15 protein-coding genes are annotated in these 15,879 nt (G+C 65.4%); 5 read left to right on the forward strand and 10 right to left on the reverse strand.

Annotation, left to right across the window (positions count from 1 at the left end; genetic code table 11):
• Positions 1 to 119 precede the first annotated feature (119 nt).
• Positions 120 to 338 carry a multiprotein-bridging factor 1 family protein gene (locus QW868_RS32955; RefSeq protein ID WP_035638728.1) on the reverse strand — a complete coding sequence of 73 codons (219 nt, stop codon included), beginning with the start codon at positions 336 to 338 and terminating at the stop codon, positions 120 to 122.
• A 117-nt stretch (positions 339 to 455) separates the two neighbouring features.
• On the opposite strand from QW868_RS32955, the gene QW868_RS32960 reads away from it, so the two are divergent.
• A complete protein-coding gene (locus QW868_RS32960; RefSeq protein WP_316232509.1) occupies positions 456 to 854 on the forward strand; it encodes a hypothetical protein in 399 nt (132 codons plus the stop codon).
• A gap of 248 nt (positions 855 to 1,102) precedes the next feature.
• Here the strand turns inward: QW868_RS32960 and QW868_RS32965 are convergent, their stop codons facing one another.
• Positions 1,103 to 2,428 carry an FAD-binding oxidoreductase gene (locus QW868_RS32965; protein ID WP_316232510.1) on the reverse strand — a complete coding sequence of 442 codons (1,326 nt, stop codon included), beginning with the start codon at positions 2,426 to 2,428 and terminating at the stop codon, positions 1,103 to 1,105.
• Between the two features lie 241 nt (positions 2,429 to 2,669).
• Between QW868_RS32965 and QW868_RS32970 the strand changes: the two genes are divergently transcribed.
• Positions 2,670 to 3,146 carry an Lrp/AsnC family transcriptional regulator gene (locus tag QW868_RS32970; protein WP_316232511.1) on the forward strand — a complete coding sequence of 159 codons (477 nt, stop codon included), beginning with the start codon at positions 2,670 to 2,672 and terminating at the stop codon, positions 3,144 to 3,146.
• 8 nt (positions 3,147 to 3,154) lie between these two features.
• Here QW868_RS32970 and QW868_RS32975 read toward each other — a convergent pair whose 3' ends face one another.
• The 7 genes from QW868_RS32975 to QW868_RS33005 form a co-directional block, all read right to left on the reverse strand.
• Complete coding sequence (locus QW868_RS32975; protein ID WP_316232512.1) at positions 3,155 to 4,807, reverse strand: ABC transporter ATP-binding protein; 1,653 nt, start codon at positions 4,805 to 4,807, stop codon at positions 3,155 to 3,157.
• Complete coding sequence (locus QW868_RS32980) at positions 4,808 to 5,662, reverse strand: ABC transporter permease (protein ID WP_315774144.1); 855 nt, start codon at positions 5,660 to 5,662, stop codon at positions 4,808 to 4,810.
• Positions 5,659 to 6,609 (reverse strand): ABC transporter permease, encoded by a 951-nt coding sequence (locus QW868_RS32985; RefSeq protein ID WP_316232513.1) that lies wholly within the window; start codon positions 6,607 to 6,609, stop codon positions 5,659 to 5,661. Before QW868_RS32985 ends, QW868_RS32980 begins: the two co-directional genes overlap by 4 nt.
• 84 nt (positions 6,610 to 6,693) lie before the next feature.
• Positions 6,694 to 8,301, reverse strand: a complete 1,608-nt coding sequence (locus QW868_RS32990; protein ID WP_316232514.1) for an ABC transporter substrate-binding protein — start codon at positions 8,299 to 8,301, stop codon at positions 6,694 to 6,696.
• Between the two features lie 49 nt (positions 8,302 to 8,350).
• Positions 8,351 to 9,070, reverse strand: coding sequence for an HAD-IA family hydrolase (locus QW868_RS32995; RefSeq protein ID WP_316232515.1), 720 nt, complete (start codon positions 9,068 to 9,070; stop codon positions 8,351 to 8,353).
• A 158-nt stretch (positions 9,071 to 9,228) separates the two neighbouring features.
• A complete protein-coding gene (locus QW868_RS33000) occupies positions 9,229 to 10,605 on the reverse strand; it encodes an aspartate aminotransferase family protein (RefSeq protein ID WP_316232516.1) in 1,377 nt (458 codons plus the stop codon).
• A 13-nt stretch (positions 10,606 to 10,618) separates the two neighbouring features.
• Positions 10,619 to 11,458: a GNAT family N-acetyltransferase gene (locus QW868_RS33005; RefSeq protein ID WP_315774153.1), complete on the reverse strand. Its 840-nt coding sequence runs from the start codon at positions 11,456 to 11,458 to the stop codon at positions 10,619 to 10,621.
• 169 nt (positions 11,459 to 11,627) lie between these two features.
• Between QW868_RS33005 and QW868_RS33010 the strand changes: the two genes are divergently transcribed.
• Together QW868_RS33010 and QW868_RS33015 are read left to right on the forward strand one after the other, a co-directional pair.
• Positions 11,628 to 12,296: a haloacid dehalogenase type II gene (locus QW868_RS33010; protein ID WP_316232517.1), complete on the forward strand. Its 669-nt coding sequence runs from the start codon at positions 11,628 to 11,630 to the stop codon at positions 12,294 to 12,296.
• A gap of 14 nt (positions 12,297 to 12,310) precedes the next feature.
• Positions 12,311 to 13,585 carry an FAD-binding oxidoreductase gene (locus QW868_RS33015; RefSeq protein WP_316232518.1) on the forward strand — a complete coding sequence of 425 codons (1,275 nt, stop codon included), beginning with the start codon at positions 12,311 to 12,313 and terminating at the stop codon, positions 13,583 to 13,585.
• Positions 13,586 to 13,603: 18 nt separating this feature from the next.
• Here the strand turns inward: QW868_RS33015 and QW868_RS33020 are convergent, their stop codons facing one another.
• Entirely contained in the window at positions 13,604 to 14,527 is a 924-nt protein-coding gene (locus QW868_RS33020) for a glyoxylate/hydroxypyruvate reductase A (protein ID WP_316232519.1), read from the reverse strand.
• Between the two features lie 215 nt (positions 14,528 to 14,742).
• On the opposite strand from QW868_RS33020, the gene QW868_RS33025 reads away from it, so the two are divergent.
• Positions 14,743 to 15,639, forward strand: coding sequence for a GNAT family N-acetyltransferase (locus QW868_RS33025; protein WP_316232520.1), 897 nt, complete (start codon positions 14,743 to 14,745; stop codon positions 15,637 to 15,639).
• Positions 15,640 to 15,879 lie beyond the last annotated feature (240 nt).

Here is a 15,879-nt window from a genome sequence, read left to right on the forward strand (position 1 = left end):
TGGAACACTGAAGCTTCGCAACCTCAGCTTCCTCGGTTCAGACCGGATGGACAACCTCCTGGAAGACCACAGCTAGCGAATCCAACCCAGGCTTGGAATCTGAGGATCGGAGCTGGCTATCAGCGTGCTAATCGAACTCCGGGCTGGTCGCCGTCGATGAATTGCACGCCTCCCGCCTCCAAGGCACGCCTGACGGCCGCCAAATTGTTGATTGACGGGATGCGGCGGCCTTTTTCGAAATCACGAATAGTGCTCTCGCTCAAATTGGACCGAGCGGCCAATTCAGCCTGAGACCAGTCGAGCAGACCACGAGCTGCCCGAGATTGATCGGGAGTCATCAAACCGCCAATTCATGGGACACGGTTTCCGTCTAACAGCCACGAAAAGCGTTGACATCCGCGATTATAAACGCTAACCGTTTATGATAGGCGGTTTCCGTTTACCCGAGCAAAAAAATGCGCGAGCACGCCACGGCCACTGCCCCGGAGCTTACTGCGTCGGAAGACCCAGACGCTCCCTTAATCGATTTCGAGAACCAGTTCTTGGCATTGGTAGCTGAACTCGATGGTGACGTTGGAAATCTCGCACAGTACGACGAGTACCTAACGATAAGGGACGAAGCCGTGTTAGCCCGGCTTGATCCCGTTGAACGAGCGATCATGGAGACGCGCGCCTATACTGTGACGGGTTTGAGTGTGAAGGCGCGTCATTTGGCCTATGTTCTCTCGGAGTACTGGGAGGCCCCAATCGGTCAACTCACTTGGGAGGGACGAGCGGTGCGTCTGCTCGTTGAAGCGATTTGCAACGTCGCAAACGCGCCTTCGCGGATCCGAGAACCCGAGGACGGGAAATAGCGCTGCACTTGACCAAGCCGAGGCTCTGACTCCCTAGGGAAGCAGCGAATACCAACAAAATCAGAGAGTTGAGAACTCGTTTGGGGAGAAAAGGCATCATTGTTCTGCAACGCCTTCCAAGAGCAGGCCCCAAACGGACTGGACGAAGTCAGCCGCAGACCGAAGGGCCGCAGAGCTGCGAACCGGTGAATTCGGCGAACCGAACGGTCTGGCGCAGTCGGGGGCTTAACGTCCCGGAGACGTAACCTTCAGAAGTCTGCGACCGTCTTAGACTCATGCCGGGCGAAACGCGCGGGCGCGTAGGGCCTAGGATCGACGATCGGTTTGGCGAAGGTCACGAGATCGGCGATGAGATGGCCCGCACCTGGCCCGATGCCGAAGCCGTGGCCACTGAAGCCGGCGGCGACGATCAGGCCGGGCAGCGCGGCGAGCTCGCCGATCGCAGGCACGCCGTCGGGCGTGGAATCGATGTAGCTCGCCCACGCCGCCGTGACGCGGCTCTGCTTCAAGGCCGGCAGCAGCTCGACCGCGCGCGCCCGGGTCAGGCGGATGGTGGCCTGGTCCGGCCGGGGATCCAGGATGCGGGTCAGCTCCATCGGCGTCGGCGCGTCGAGCCGCCAGCGGCCGACCGTCTCGTGGCCGGCGCGCAGGCCTTCGAGCCCGCCGGGCAGCAGGCTGCGCCAGCGCCTGGCGAACATCGGCAGGAAGTGCGGCGCGAAGCGCAGCTGCTGAAGTGTAGGATCGACCCGGCCGCGGCCGCTGATCGCGAGCGTATGGCCGCCGTCGCCGCGCCGGGTGATCGAGACGGCGGCGGTGTGCAGCGCCGGGGGCAGCGGCTCCGCCGACGGCGACAGAGCGAGCGCCGAGGCGCGGATCGAGGCCATCGGCAGTGCGACACCGAGCTGGTGGCAGAACGCCGAAGCCCAGGCGCCGGCGGCGAGCACCGCGACCGGCGTGCGGATGGTGCCGCGCTCGGTGATCACGGCCGACAGCCGGCCGCCGCTGGTCTCGACGCCGCGCACGGCGCACATCTGGTGCACCGAGCCGCCCCGCTTCAGGATCGCGCGCGCCACCGCGGGCGCGGCATCGGCGGGGCTGGCGGTGCCGTCGGTCGGCGAGAACACGCCGCCCTTCCAGCTGCGCCCGGTGGCAGCGCCGCGCTCCGTGGCCTGGCGGCTATCGAGCATGTGCGTGGTGACGCCGGCGGTTTTGGCGAACTCGCCCCAGCGCGCCCAGCCGGCGAGCTCCGCCTCGTCATTGCTGAGATAGAACAGGCCGCAGCGCGAGAAGCCGGTCGCCTCGCCGCTCTCGGCCGCGAAGCGCTCCCACAGGTCGAGGCTCAGCGTCGCCATCGGCAGCTCGCGCGCATCGCGGTTCTGCTGCCGGCACCAGCCCCAATTGCGGCTCGACTGCTCGGCGCCGATGCGACCCTTCTCGATCAGCGCCACCGCAAGCCCGCGCCGCGCGAGGTAATAGGCCGTGAAAACGCCGACGATGCCGCCGCCGATGACCACGGCATCTGCACGCGCGGGCAGCGTTGGCGATGTCTCGACGTACACCAGCGGTGCGGGCATGCGGTCTCTCCGGCTGTAGGCTTGGACAGGTTAGAGCGGTATCAGGCCGCACGGGCGCCGGATTCGCGGCCAGGACGGCATATCATTCTGCCGGCCGGCGCAGCGCCGGCGTATTGTTTTGCATCGCATAATCCCGGCAGATACGGCCCCATTCTTGCTTTGCGGACATTTCGTTGGGCCAAGCGCAGAATTTTCTGCTGTAATGGGGACCCGACCTCGCGCCACACGGGACCACGGCTTCATGAAGCTCGATCGCATCGACATCAAGATCCTGCACGAACTGCAGAAGAACGGCCGCGTCACCAATGTGGAGCTGGCCGAGCAAGTCAATCTGTCACCGAGCCCCTGCCTGATGCGGGTGAAGAAGCTGCAGGCGGAAGGCTATATCGAGGGCTACTCGGCGCAGATCTGCGTCTCCAAGCTCGGCCAGACATTGACCGTGTTCACCGAGGTCACCCTGAAGAACCACCGCCAGATCGACTTCGCCCGCTTTCTCGCCGCGGTCGAGAAGATCGACCAGCTGATCGAGTGCCACCTCGTCTCCGGCGGCTACGACTACATGATGAAGTTCGTCACCGCGGGGATCGGCGAGTACCAGACCATCATGGAGCGGCTGACCGACATGGACATCGGAATCGAGAAGTACTTCAGCTTCGTCGTGCTGAAGTCGCCGATCGTCAAACCCTATCTGCCGCTGACCAGCCTGTTCCAGATGTAGCCGCGCGGTCAGCGCTGGCAGTATTCTCGGACCTGCTCGGGATCCTGGCGGAGATTGTCGAGCCAAGCGGGATCGAGCTTCGGCACCGACGACAGCAGCAGCTGCGTATAGGGATGCTCGGGCCGCGCCATGGCCTCGGGCGTAATCTGCTCGATCTTGCGTCCCCGATACATCACGACGATGTCGTCGCAGATCGCCTCCACCACCGACAGATCGTGGCTGATGAAGACATAAGCGAGATCGAGCTCGCGCTGCAGCTCCTTGAGCAGATCGATGACCGCCGCGGCGACGACGGTGTCGAGCGCGGAGGTGATCTCGTCGCAGATGATAAGCTTGGGATCGGCGGCCAGCGCGCGAGCGAAGTTGACGCGCTGCTTCTGTCCACCCGAGAGCTCGCCCGGACGGCGCAGCCGCAAGCTCCGGGGCAGCTTCACCATGTCGAGCAGCTGATCGATGCGGGCGCTGCGGTGCAGGCGCGGCATGCCGTGATAGAATGTCGGCGGCCGCCCCAGAATGTCCTCGACGGTATGCGCCGGGTTCAGCGCCGTGTCGGCATGCTGGAACACGATCTGCACCTGGCGGAGCTGGTCCGCATCGCGGCTGCGCGCGCTGCGCCCGAGCTCGCGGCCGTCGAACACGACGCCGCCCGCAAACGGCGGCAGGATGCCGGCGATGGCGCGGGCGAGCGTCGACTTGCCGCAGCCGGATTCGCCGATGATGCCGAGATTGCGTCCGCGCGCGACGCGCAGGCTGACGTTCTCGACGGCCACGATCGCGGGCAGGCCGTCCGAGCGCAGCGGACCGTAGCCGACCGACACCTCATGCACTTCGAGCAATGCCTCGGCCGCCGCGGACGCCTCCGCTCGCGGTTCATGATGCGGCGCGATGGCGGCGAGCAGCTGGCGCGTATAGGGATGCTGCGCGCGCTCGAGAATGTCGGCGGTCGTCCCGCTCTCCTGCACCTCGCCATTGCGCAGCACGACGATGCGGTCGGCGATCTGGGCGACGACGGCGAGATCATGCGACACGTAGATGCCGGCGATGCGATGCGCGGAGATCACCGACTTGAACGCGCGCAGCACCTCGACCTGGGTGGTGACGTCGAGCGCCGTGGTCGGCTCGTCGAAGATCAGCACCTTCGGGCTCGCGATCAGCGCCATCGCCGCGGCGAGCCGCTGCAGCTGGCCGCCGGACACCTGGTGCGGATAGCGCTCGCCGATCGTATCGGGGTTGGGCAGCGACAGCGCACGGAACAGCGCCGCGGCCTTGCTGCGCGCCTCCTCCACAGGCATCACGCCGTGGATGCGCACGACCTCGATGACCTGATCCATGATGCGGATTGCCGGATTGAACGCCGCGGCGGCGCTCTGCGGCACATAGGCGATCTTGGCGCCGCGCACGGCCGCCTTGTCCTTCTCCGAGAGTGTCACCATGTCGACGTCATCGACCGTGACCGAGCCGCCGACGATCTGGCAGCCGGCCCGCGCATAGCCCATCAGGCTCATCGCGATGGTGGTCTTGCCGGAGCCGCTCTCGCCGATCAGCGCGACGATCTCGCCTTCGGCGATGTCGAGATCGACGCCCCTGATGATCTCGATGGTGCGGCCGGAATCGGTGGTCGCCTCGACGCGAAGATCGCGGATCTGCACCAGGCTCGTCATCTACGACGCCTCCCGGTCGCGGATCTTGGTCGGCAGATTGTCGATCAGGAGATTGACGGCGATGGTGAGGCTTGCGATCGCCAGCGACGGGAAGATCACGGCCGGCGCGGCATAGGGCAGCCCGCCGATGTTCTCGCGCACCAACGCGCCCCAATCGGCATAAGGCGGCCGCACGCCCAGGCCGAGAAAGGACATTCCGGACAGCAGCAGCACGATGAACACGAAGCGCAAGCCAAGATCGACCAGCACCGGGCCGATGATATTGGGCAGGATCTCGGCGCGGATCAAATAGAACAGGCTCTCGCCGCGGATTCGGGCCACCGTGACGAAATCCATGGTGTTGATGTTGACCGCGAGCGCGCGGGCGAAGCGGTAGGCGCCGGGAATGTAGATCACTGCCATGGTCAGGATCAGCACCGGGATCGACGAGCCCACCGCGGCGACGACGACGAGGCTGAACAGCTTGCTAGGAATCGAGCTCAACGCGTCGAGCAGCCGGCTCAGCACCATGTCGACGACCCCGCCGGTGATCGCCGCAATCATGCCGAGCGTGACGCCCGACACGCCGGCGATGATCACGGAGGCCACCGAAATGCCGAGCGTATAGCGCGCGCCCATCAGGATGCGCGAGGTCATGTCGCGTCCGAGATAGTCGGAGCCCAGCCACAGCTCGCGGCTCATCGGGCCGAAATAATCGGTGTCGACGATGTCGCCGATCGGATGCGGAATGATGGAGGGCGCGACGAACGCCACCACGATCCAGAACGCCACGATCAGCGCCCCGACAACCCCGACAGCGTTGATGCGGTAACCGAAGCGCGGGGTTCGCGAGGCGGATTTCGCGGCGCTGCTCATCGCAGCCTCGGATTGGACAGGATGGCGATGATGTCGGCTGTGGTGGTCAGCAGCAGGAAGCCGAAGCAGAAGATGATGGCGCAGCTCTGGATCAGCGGCAGGTCGCGGGTCGACACCGCGTCGACCATCAGCTTGGCGATGCCGGGATAGTTGAAGACGGTCTCGATGATGATGACGCCACCCAGGAGATAGGACAATGACAAGGCCACCGCATTCACGATCGGGCCGAGCGCATTGGGCAGCGCATGGCGGAGCACCAGGCGGCCGCGCGAGGCGCCCTTCAAGAGCGCCATCTCGACATAGGGCGTGTTCAAGGTCTCGATCACGGCCGCCCGGCTCATCCGGATCATCTGCGCCGAGATCACGATGGTTAGCGTCACGACCGGCATCGCATAGGCGCGGGCGAAATCATACGCGGTGCGGATCTCGCTGATGAAGGACACCGCCGGCAGCCAATTAAGATAGACAGCGAACAAAAGCACAGCGAGGGTCGCGATCATGAACTCCGGGACCGACACGATGCCGATGACGGCAATGGTCAGACAGCGGTCATACAGCGTGTTGCGCAGCATCGCCGCGGTGATGCCGAGCGTCAGCGCCAATGGCACCGCGACGGTCGCGGTGAGGCCAGCGAGCTTGAGCGTGTTGACGAGGCGCCCGCCGATCAGCTTTGCGACCGGCATGTTGTTGGCATAAGAGACGCCCAGATCGCCCTGCACCACGCCGGCCAGCCAGCGCAGGAAGCGGAAGATTGCGGGATCGTCGAGATGCATCGCCTTGCGCAGGCCCTCGACGGCCTCGGGGGTCGCGGCCTGGCCGAGCAGGATGGTCGCGGTGTCGCCCGGCAGCATCGCGGTGGCGAAGAAGACGGCGAATGAGACAATGATCGCGGTGACCAGCGCGATCGCCAGCCGGGCCAGGATGAGGGATGCGATCCGACGTTTCAAACTTTGGGTCCGCGAGCCTGATCAGGGGATGGGCCGCGCAGGGCGACGGCCTCCGCGGCCCGCGCCCTGCGCGTCAGACGGCATTCACGAATCGAGCCAGACGTACTCGGCGAAGGCATATCCCATCATGCCGCCGAGCGGGCTCGGCTCCAAGCCCTTCAGCTTGGACGAGGTGGCATCGATATTGGAGATGTAGGCCGGAATGATGGTGCCCGCCTCCTCCGCGATCATCGCCTGCATCTCGGCATACATCTGCTTGCGCTTGGCCTGGTCGAGCAGGCCGCGCGCCTCGAGCATCATCTTGTCGAACTTCTCGGACTTGAAGCGGCTCTCGTTCCACGGCGCCTCGGAGGCATAGAGCAGCGAGAACAGAATGTCCGGCGTCGGGCGCGGATTGATGTTGCCGAAATGCACCGGCGCCTTCAGCCAGTAATTGTCCCAATAGCCGTCCGAGGGAACGCGCTGCACGTCCAGCGTCAGGCCGATCGCCGCCGCCGAGGCCTGGATCACCATGGCCATCTCGATCGCCGAGTTCGCCGCTTCCGAGGTGACGACCGGGATCGACGTGCCAAGCACACCGGCCTTCTGGAACAGCGATTTCGCCTTGTCGGGATCGAACGGCTTCGGCTTGAGGTCGGGGTTGTGGAAGAAATTCGCCGGCGAGACCGGCTGGTCGTTGCCGACGACGCCGAAGCCGCGCAGCACCGATTTGACGATCTGCTCGCGGTTGACCAGGTGCTTCATGCCATCGATGAAGTCCTTCTTGTTGCCGGGCGCCATGTCGAGGCGGATGTTGAGGTCGGTATAGTTGCCGGTCGTCGACTTCGACAGCGCGATCCCCTCCTTGCCCTCGATGAGCCGGAGCGAGCGGGGATTGATGCTAGCGGCGAGCTGGATGTCGCCGGACAGCAGCGCATTGACGCGTGCATTCTCTTCCGTGATCGCGATGAACTCGATCTGGTCGAGATGGGGACCGTCCTTGAAATAGTTCTTGTTGCGCACGCCAATGGAGCGGACGCCCGGCTCGAACGCCTCGCGGACGAAGGCGCCGGTGCCGTTGCCCTTGGCGAAATCGGTGGTGCCGTCGGCGACGATCATGAAATGATGCAGCGCCAGGATCATCGGCAGGTCCGCATTCGGGCTCGCCAGCGTGATCTCGACGGTGGTCTTGTCGACGGCCTTGAAGCCGGTCATCTGCGCCGCGATCTTGGCCACCTTGGAGCCGGTGGCCTTGTCGAGATGCCGCCTCAGCGAAAACACGACGTCATCCGCCGTCAGCGGCTTGCCGTCGTGGAAGGTGACGCCCTTCTTGAGCTTCACGGTCCAGGTCTGCGCGTCCTGGGATTCGATGGATTCCGCGAGCTCCATCTGCGCCGCGCCGTTCTTGTCCAGCGTAGTCAGCCGATTGTAGAACGAGCAGCAGCGGACATAGTCGGTCGAGAACGACGCCTTGGCCGGATCGAGCGTATCGGCGGTCGAGGTCGACCAGCCCGCCGCCTTGATCGAGCCGCCCTTTTTCGGCGTCGCAGCGAATGCGAGCTCGGTGCGACCAAGGATGGTGCTGCCGGCCGCGAGCGCGACGCCATTGGCGAACATCATCTTCAGGAGATCTCTGCGCGAGGCGCCACGCCGGATCGCCGCCTCGACCAGCACATCGTCACTCGGAGTCCAGTTGGTGATCCCGTTACTCATGTCATCCTTCCCCTGTTTCAATCCGGCAGAATGAATTGTCAGTCGCCCATCATGCGGCAGGCACCTGGTCCACCGCGTCGGCCAGTTCGGCCATGGAGTGGAAGTGGAAATCAGGCTTGGTGAACGATGCCGGCGCGATGGTGCCGCCATAGCCCTGCTTGTCGTGGCGCCGCTCGATCCAGCAATTGGTGATGCCGAGCTGCCGGGAGACACCAATGTCGTGATACTGGCTCTGCGCGACGTGCAGGATCTCAGACTTGGAGCCGCCATCACGCACCACGAAACCGAGCACCTGGGTGAAGAAGGCGGGATCCGGCTTCTCCGTCCCGGTGTCGTCGACGGTGAAGGTCGCGTAGAACGGCGAGCCCAGCTCGCGTTCGAAATGATCCAGCGCCCAGCGCCGCGCATTGGTCATCGCGATCAGCTTGTAGCGCCTGGCGAGATGCGCCATCGCAGCGGTACTGTCGGGAAAGGCTTTCCAACGTCCAGCGGAGTCGCGGAAACGCTCGCCGAGCGCAGTCTGCCTGGGCAGGCCGAGTTGCGGCGCAATGACGTCATAGACCCGCACGAGATCATCGGGAAAGCGATCTGCGTCAGCGGCGTAGCGTGCGGCGCGATACAGGCTGAGCGCCTGCTCGCCGTCGATCACCCTGCCAGATTCAGCCGCGATTTCGCCGAGGCTGGCGACGATCCCGCCTTCGAAGTCGATCAGCGTGCCCACCACGTCGAAGGTCAGAAACCTGAATTGGGCGAGATCCATGCTGCTCATCCTCCTGGGCTACGTTCCACCCTGTTCGTCCCAGTGTGAAGCGGCGTTCCGGCGGAAACTTCCGAATTGCAGAGAGCCGACGGCAGAAAATTGCGAATAGAAGCACACCTCGACATATCAGCCTTGCTGCACACGCGGCGCTCTGCGTTTGCCCGATTTCACGCCATGGCCTGCCGAACATCCGGGTCAGCCAAGGTCTGGTCGAGCGTTCGCGCGGTGCGTTCGATGATGGCATCGATCTCGGAATCGCTGCAGCACAGCGGCGGCGCGTAGCCGAGCACCCCCGTTGGGAAGGCGCGGATCACGAGCCCATTGGCCCAGGCGCGATCGAAGATGCGGCGCGACGGCTCGGCGCTCGCCGGCAACGGCGTCTTCTTGTCCTTATCGGTCACGAGCTCGACCGCCGCCAGCAGGCCGCGGCCGCGGACCTCGCCGACGAGCGGATGATCCTGCATTGCGCGCAAGCCGGCCAGCAGCCGCGCACCGGCGCGGCGGCCGTTCTCCAGCAGACCGTTCTCATAGAGATCGAGTACGGCGAGGCCGACGGCCGCGCTCACCGGATGCGCCGAATAGGTGTAGCCGTGCCCCACGGCCGCAGCCCCTGCACGGTCGGCGATGACGCCATAGACGTGATCGGACATCAGCACCGCGCCCATCGGGACATAGCCGGAGGTGAGCCCCTTGGCCACGGTCATGAAGTCCGGGACGATCTCGTCATCGGTGCAGGCGAACAACGGTCCGGTACGGCCGAAGCCCGTGATCACCTCGTCGGCGACGAACAGAATGCCATGCTGCCGGCAGCGCTCGCGCATGGCCTTCATCCAGCCGTCGGGCGGCACCAGCACGCCACCGGAGCCCTGAATCGGCTCGGCGTAGAACGCCGCCACCCGCTCCGGCCCGCCGATCTCGGCGATCTTCGCCTCGAGCGCCGCGAGCGAGGCCGCGATGACTGCATCGGGATCGCTGCCGACTGGATTGCGATAGGCATAATGTGACGGGATCTTGTGCTGCCAGTTCAGCGGCACGCCGAAATTGGCGTGGAAGGCCGGCAGTGCCGTGAGCCCGGCACCGACGGTCGACGAACCGTGATAGCCCTGCTGCAGCGTGATGAACTGATCGCGCTGCGGCTGCCCCCTCGCGTGCCAATAATAGTGGATGAAGCGCACCGTGCTGTCGACGGCGTCCGAGCCACCGAGCGTGAAGTAGACGTGATTGAGATCGCCCGGCGCACGCTCGGCGAGCGCGGCCGCGAGCCGGATCGCGGGCTCCGAGGCAAGGCTGAAATAGCCGGTGGCATAGGGCAGCTCGCGCATCTGCCGCGCCGCCGCCTCGACAATGCTCTCATGGCCATAGCCGGCATTGACGCACCACAGACCGGCGAAGCCGTCGACCAGCTGATGGCCCGAGGCATCGGTGACGATCGCGCCCTTGGCCGATTTCAGGACCCGCGCGCCTGCGGCCTCGTGTCCGCGATAGGACGCGACCGGATGCACCAGATGAGCGCGATCGAGTTCGATGAGCGAGTTGCTGAGCATGATGATCTCCGGTTCAGCCGAACGCCTGGCTGGCCAAGGCAAACGAGGTCAGGGACGGCTGCGCCCCGTCCTGCGCGGGGCGATGCATGACGATGCCGCCGCCGACGTGAGCGAGACCGAGGCTGGTCAGCCACGGCGCAAGGCCGGTCGCGATGCCGGTGTCGACGCGGATGAATTCCCCCTGTCGCCCCGAGAGAAAATGCGCGACGAGCGCCTTGGCGTCCTCGAGATTGAAAGCAACCACGGGGCCGATCACGAGGCCACGGCCGAAGCGGCGCAGCGCGGCGAACCCCGCCGCCCCGCCCTGCCGCTCTAACACCGCGAACTTGCCGACGGATGCGATATGGACGATCAGCTCACGGCGATCCGCGCCAAAGGCCGTGTTGTCGAGCGCGATCATGACGGCGATGTCATCCGGCGTGGCAGCGCGCACGGCGCCGGGCTGCGCCACCGCCTCGGCAAGATGCCCCTGATGCTGCACGATCTCGCCGCTGCGGCGGAAGCCGAGCTTCTCATAGAGTGGCAGCCCATCTTCGGTCGCGACGAGCTGCAGCCGCCGCTCGCCGGCCAGCGACAGCGCCTGCTGCATCAGGCGCCGTCCGAGCCCCCGCCCCCGCTCCGCCTCATCCACGATGACCATGTTGATGGTGCCGGCGCCACTGCCATAGGGCGTCACCAGCACGGTGCCGATCACGCGGCCATCCGCGGCGACCGCCACGCAGCCTCTGCTCAGCGCGAGCGCCATCTGCCAGTCCTCGCGGCGATGCGGCCAGCGGACCTGCTGCGACAGCCGCATCGCGGCGTCCAGGTGCTCACCGCTGAAAGCGATCAAGCTTGCGGCGTCGGGCATCATGTCATGCACTCCCGTGTCGACGGGAGTCTGGGCGAGCGGCGCCCGGCAGATCGTCTGAAGGCGATCGCGCCGACAACATCTTCCGCCGCAGAACCACGGCAAAGCCGCATCTTATGCTGGCGCGCCGGCCTATCATCGGAGGCCGAGACCACGACCGGCATGAGGATCCATGAGCCGCTTTCGCCCCAAATATGTGACCTTCGACTGCCACGGCACGCTGATCAATTTCGAGATGGCCGAGGCCGCACGCGATCTCTACAGCGCACAGCTCTCCGAGTCGGCGATGACAGAGTTCGTGAAGGTCTTCTCGGCCTACCGCCTCGATGAAGTCGTCGGCGCGTGGAAGCCCTATGCCGAGGTCGTCAGCAACGCCCTGGCGCGCAGCTGCCGCAAGATCGGCATCCCCTTCAAGCCCGAGGATGCCGAGATGGTGTATCAGCGCGTGCCGACCTGGGGTCCACATCCGGACGTACCGGCGGGTCTCGCCAAGGTGGCCAAGGAGATCCCGCTGGTCATCCTCTCCAACGCCATGAACGTGCAGATCCCCTCGAACGTCGTCAGACTCGGCGCGCCGTTCCATGCCGTGTTCACGGCGGAACAGGCGCAGGCCTACAAACCGCGGATGCGCGCCTTCGAATACATGTTCGACATGCTCGACTGCGGCCCCGAGGACATCACGCACTGCTCCTCCTCATTCCGCTACGACCTGATGACCGCGCACGATCTCGGCATCACTAACAAGGTCTGGGTCAACCGCGGCCACGAGCCGGCCAATCCCTATTACGGCTACACCGAGATCAAGACCATTTCCGAGCTGCCCGGCGTGTTCGGCCTGTAAGCAGAGTGCCCGCGATGAAATATGTCTCCTACTGGCGCGACACGGCGACCGCATTTGCCGGCGGCCATAGCGGCCCCGTGGAGGGGCATTACGACGTCGCGGTGATCGGCGGCGGCTTCACCGGGCTCGGCGCGGCGCTGCAGCTCGCCAAGGCCGGCGCCAAGGTCATCGTGCTCGAAGCCGATCACGTCGGCTCGGGCGCGTCGGGACGCAATGGCGGGCATCTCAACAACGGGCTGGCGCACAGCTATCCGGCCGCGAAGGCCGAGCTTGGCACCCAGCGCGCGATCGCGCTCTACAAAGCGTTCGACGAGTCGATCGACACTCTCGAGCGCCTGATCGCGGAAGAAAACATCACTTGCGGTTTCCGCCGCTCCGGCAAGCTCAAGCTGGCATCCAAGCCTGGCCATTTCGCGGGGATCGCGACGAACTTCGAAGCGATCCACCGCGAGGTCGATCCCGACACGGCGCTGCTCTCGCCGGCCGAGCTGAAATCCGAGATCGGCTCGCCCTTTCACGGCGGCATGCTGTTCAAGAAGAGCGCGATGATGCACATGGGCTGCTTCGCCGCGGGCCTCGCCTCTGCCGCGAGCGGCCGCGGCGCCGTCATTGTCGAGCAAGCCGCCGTCACTGAACGGGTGCAGGACACCAAGCGCTTTCGCCTCACCACGGCCAAGGGGACGGTGAGCGCCGAGCAGGTGCTGCTCGCCACCGGCGCCACCACGCCGCCGAGCTTCAGCTATTTCCGCCGCCGCATCATTGCCGTCGGCAGCTTCATCATCGCGACGCGGCCGCTGACGGAGGCCGAGGCGGCCTCGGTGCTGCCGGGCCACCGCACCTACGTCAACTCCATGAACATCGGCAACTACTTCCGCCTGTCGCCGGACAATCGCCTGATCTTCGGCGGCCGCGCGCGCTTCTCGGCGACATCGGATCAGCAGTCCGATGCGAGGAGCGGCGCGATCCTGCGCGCGGCGATGGAGCGGATGTTCCCGCAGCTTGCCGGCATCGACATCGACTATTGCTGGGGCGGCCTCGTCGACATGACCGCCGACCGTTATCCGCGCGCCGGTCGCCAGGACGGGCTGTGGTACGCGATGGGCTATTCGGGTCACGGCGCGCAGCTCTCGACCCATCTCGGCATGATCATGGCCGATGCGATGCTCGGCCGGCCCGACCGCAATCCGATGAAGGACGCCGGCTGGCCGGTCGTGCCAGGCCATTACGGCAAGCCCTGGTTCCTGCCGTTCGTCGGCGCGTATTACAAGACCCTGGACTGGATCCGCTGAGCCGTGGCACGCCGGCGATCAGTAGCCGCGGCTGCGGTCGACGAGGCCGACCGGATCGAGCCCGGCGCGGTGTCGCTTGACGTTCGCGGCGACCGCGAGCGCCGCTGTTTCCGGCTGCGTGACGCTGGCGACATGCGGCGTGATCAGGACGCGCGGATGCCGCCACAACGGGTGATCCGTCGGCAGCGGCTCGGGATCGGTCACATCAAGCACGGCGCCCGCGAGATGCCCGGAGTCAAGTGCACCGAGCAACGCCGCCTGGTCGAGCTGCGCGCCGCGGCCGGTCTGCACCAGCGAAGCGCCTCGCGGGAGCTTGGCGAGCAGTTCGGCATTGAGCAGGCCGCGCGTCTCCTCCGTCAGCGGCAGCAGGCAGACCAAGATGTCTGTCACCGCGAGCATCGCCTCGAGGCCGTCGGCGCCATGGTACGTAGTCACGCCGTCGATCGCGTGCCGGCTGCGGCTCCAGCCCGAGAGCGGAAAGCCGAACGGCTTCAGCCGCTCCAGCACCGCCCGGCCGAGCAGCCCGAGGCCGAGCACGCCGATGCGCCGCACATGTGCCTGCGGCTGCGGGATAGCGCGCCAGAGCTGCTCCCGCTGCTGATCGAGATAGACGGTCCAATTCCGGTGCAGCGCCAGCACGGCCAGTGTCACGTATTCCTGCATCATCCTGACGATGCCGTCCTCGACCATGCGGACGATCTTGACGCTCGCCGGCACCGACGCGGCGTTGAACTGATCGATGCCGGCGCCGATCGAGAATAGGATCTCGATATTGCGATAGGCGCCGAGGTCCGGCGGCACCAGCCAGGTGATCATGTAGCGGACTTCATCGGCATCGACCTGCGCCGGATCGATTTCGAACGGAAGATCCGGAATCTCACGCGCAAGCACCTCGCGAAAGATCGCGCCGCGCGTGGCATCGGAGTTGAACAGGAAGGTCATGCGGTCATCCCGGCGGCCGATCTGGCTCGTCGCGTCTCCGATCATGGCGGTAGCGGCCTGCGTTACGTGCCGAATGCAGGGCAGGATTGAGAAGAATGTTGCGAAGTTCGCCCGCAGACGCCTCAATATGCGGAGGTGACGACAGCATGGTCGCTCTCGACCTCATCGAGGCTGGGTGACGCGTGGCGGGCGGAACGAAGACAGGGACAGCGTGCATGGACAATCCGGACGTCGAATCGCGAATCGTCGACGTGTTCGAGATGCGCCTCGCCGACATCGACAGCGTCGACCTCGCGCAGTTGCTCGCCTTGTCGATCGCCGTCCAATGGCCCCATCGGGCGGAGGATTGGCAATTCATGCGCAGCATCGGCCGCGGCGTCATCGCGCTCGATGAGATCGGTCGGGCCCTCGGATCCGCCATGTGGTTTCCCTACAGCGACGGCTTTGCTGCGGTTGGGATGGTCATCACCTCGCCGCGGCTGCAGGCCCTTGGCACTGGGCAATGGCTGATGCATCGGGTGATGGCCGAATGCGGCGGTCGGACGCTGCGCCTCAACGCCACGCGCGCCGCCTATCGCCTCTACCGATCTCTCGATTTCAAGCGTGAGCAGACTCTGTTTCAGTGTCAGGGTGAGGCGATTGCCTCGGACGCGGCGCCGGCCGAAGCGGGAAATATTCGCGTGCTGATGGAGGCAGACCTGCCGGCGCTGATCGAACTCGACGCGGCTGCTTATGGCGTCCGGCGAGCCGGGCTGATGACCGGACTGTTTCACCAGTCGCGCAGCTTTGGGCTGTTTCGCGCGGGGCGGCTGGAGACGTTCGCGATGTGCCGGCGGTTCGGACGCGGACATGTCGCGGGGCCGGTGGTCGCATCCTGCGATAGCGACGCGATCGCCGTGTTGGCGCCGCACGTGGCAGCTCACGAAGGCCAGTTCCTCAGGCTCGACACTCATCGGGCGACAGGAGAGTTCCGCGACTTTCTCGCGCGGTCGGGGCTCGCTCTCTTCGATGCCGTCACCACGATGTCGCTGCGGAACGACGTGAAGGGTGCCTTCCTGCGCGGCAACGACCAGCCGAAGATCTACGGCGTCGTCAGTCAGGCCTTCGGCTAGCCCCTGCGTCCCGGAACAGAGCGCGGACCAAGCCCTCAGTCTCCAACTATCAAAACTGCGGAGCCCTCCCGATCGGTCGCCGGCGGCACCCTTGCAACACTGATCCGTTTCCTCGCTATGATTCGCTACACTGCGTTCGACGCCGAAACGACCTTTGACTTCGCTAGAGCATGCTGTTTTTATACGGAAACATATCCTGAGTTTCTGAGATAGTTGGCGCACTCCTTTTCCGAGAAGAGA

It is taken from the genome of Bradyrhizobium sp. SZCCHNR1051 (genome assembly GCF_032489615.1).
GTDB lineage: Bacteria > Pseudomonadota > Alphaproteobacteria > Rhizobiales > Xanthobacteraceae > Bradyrhizobium.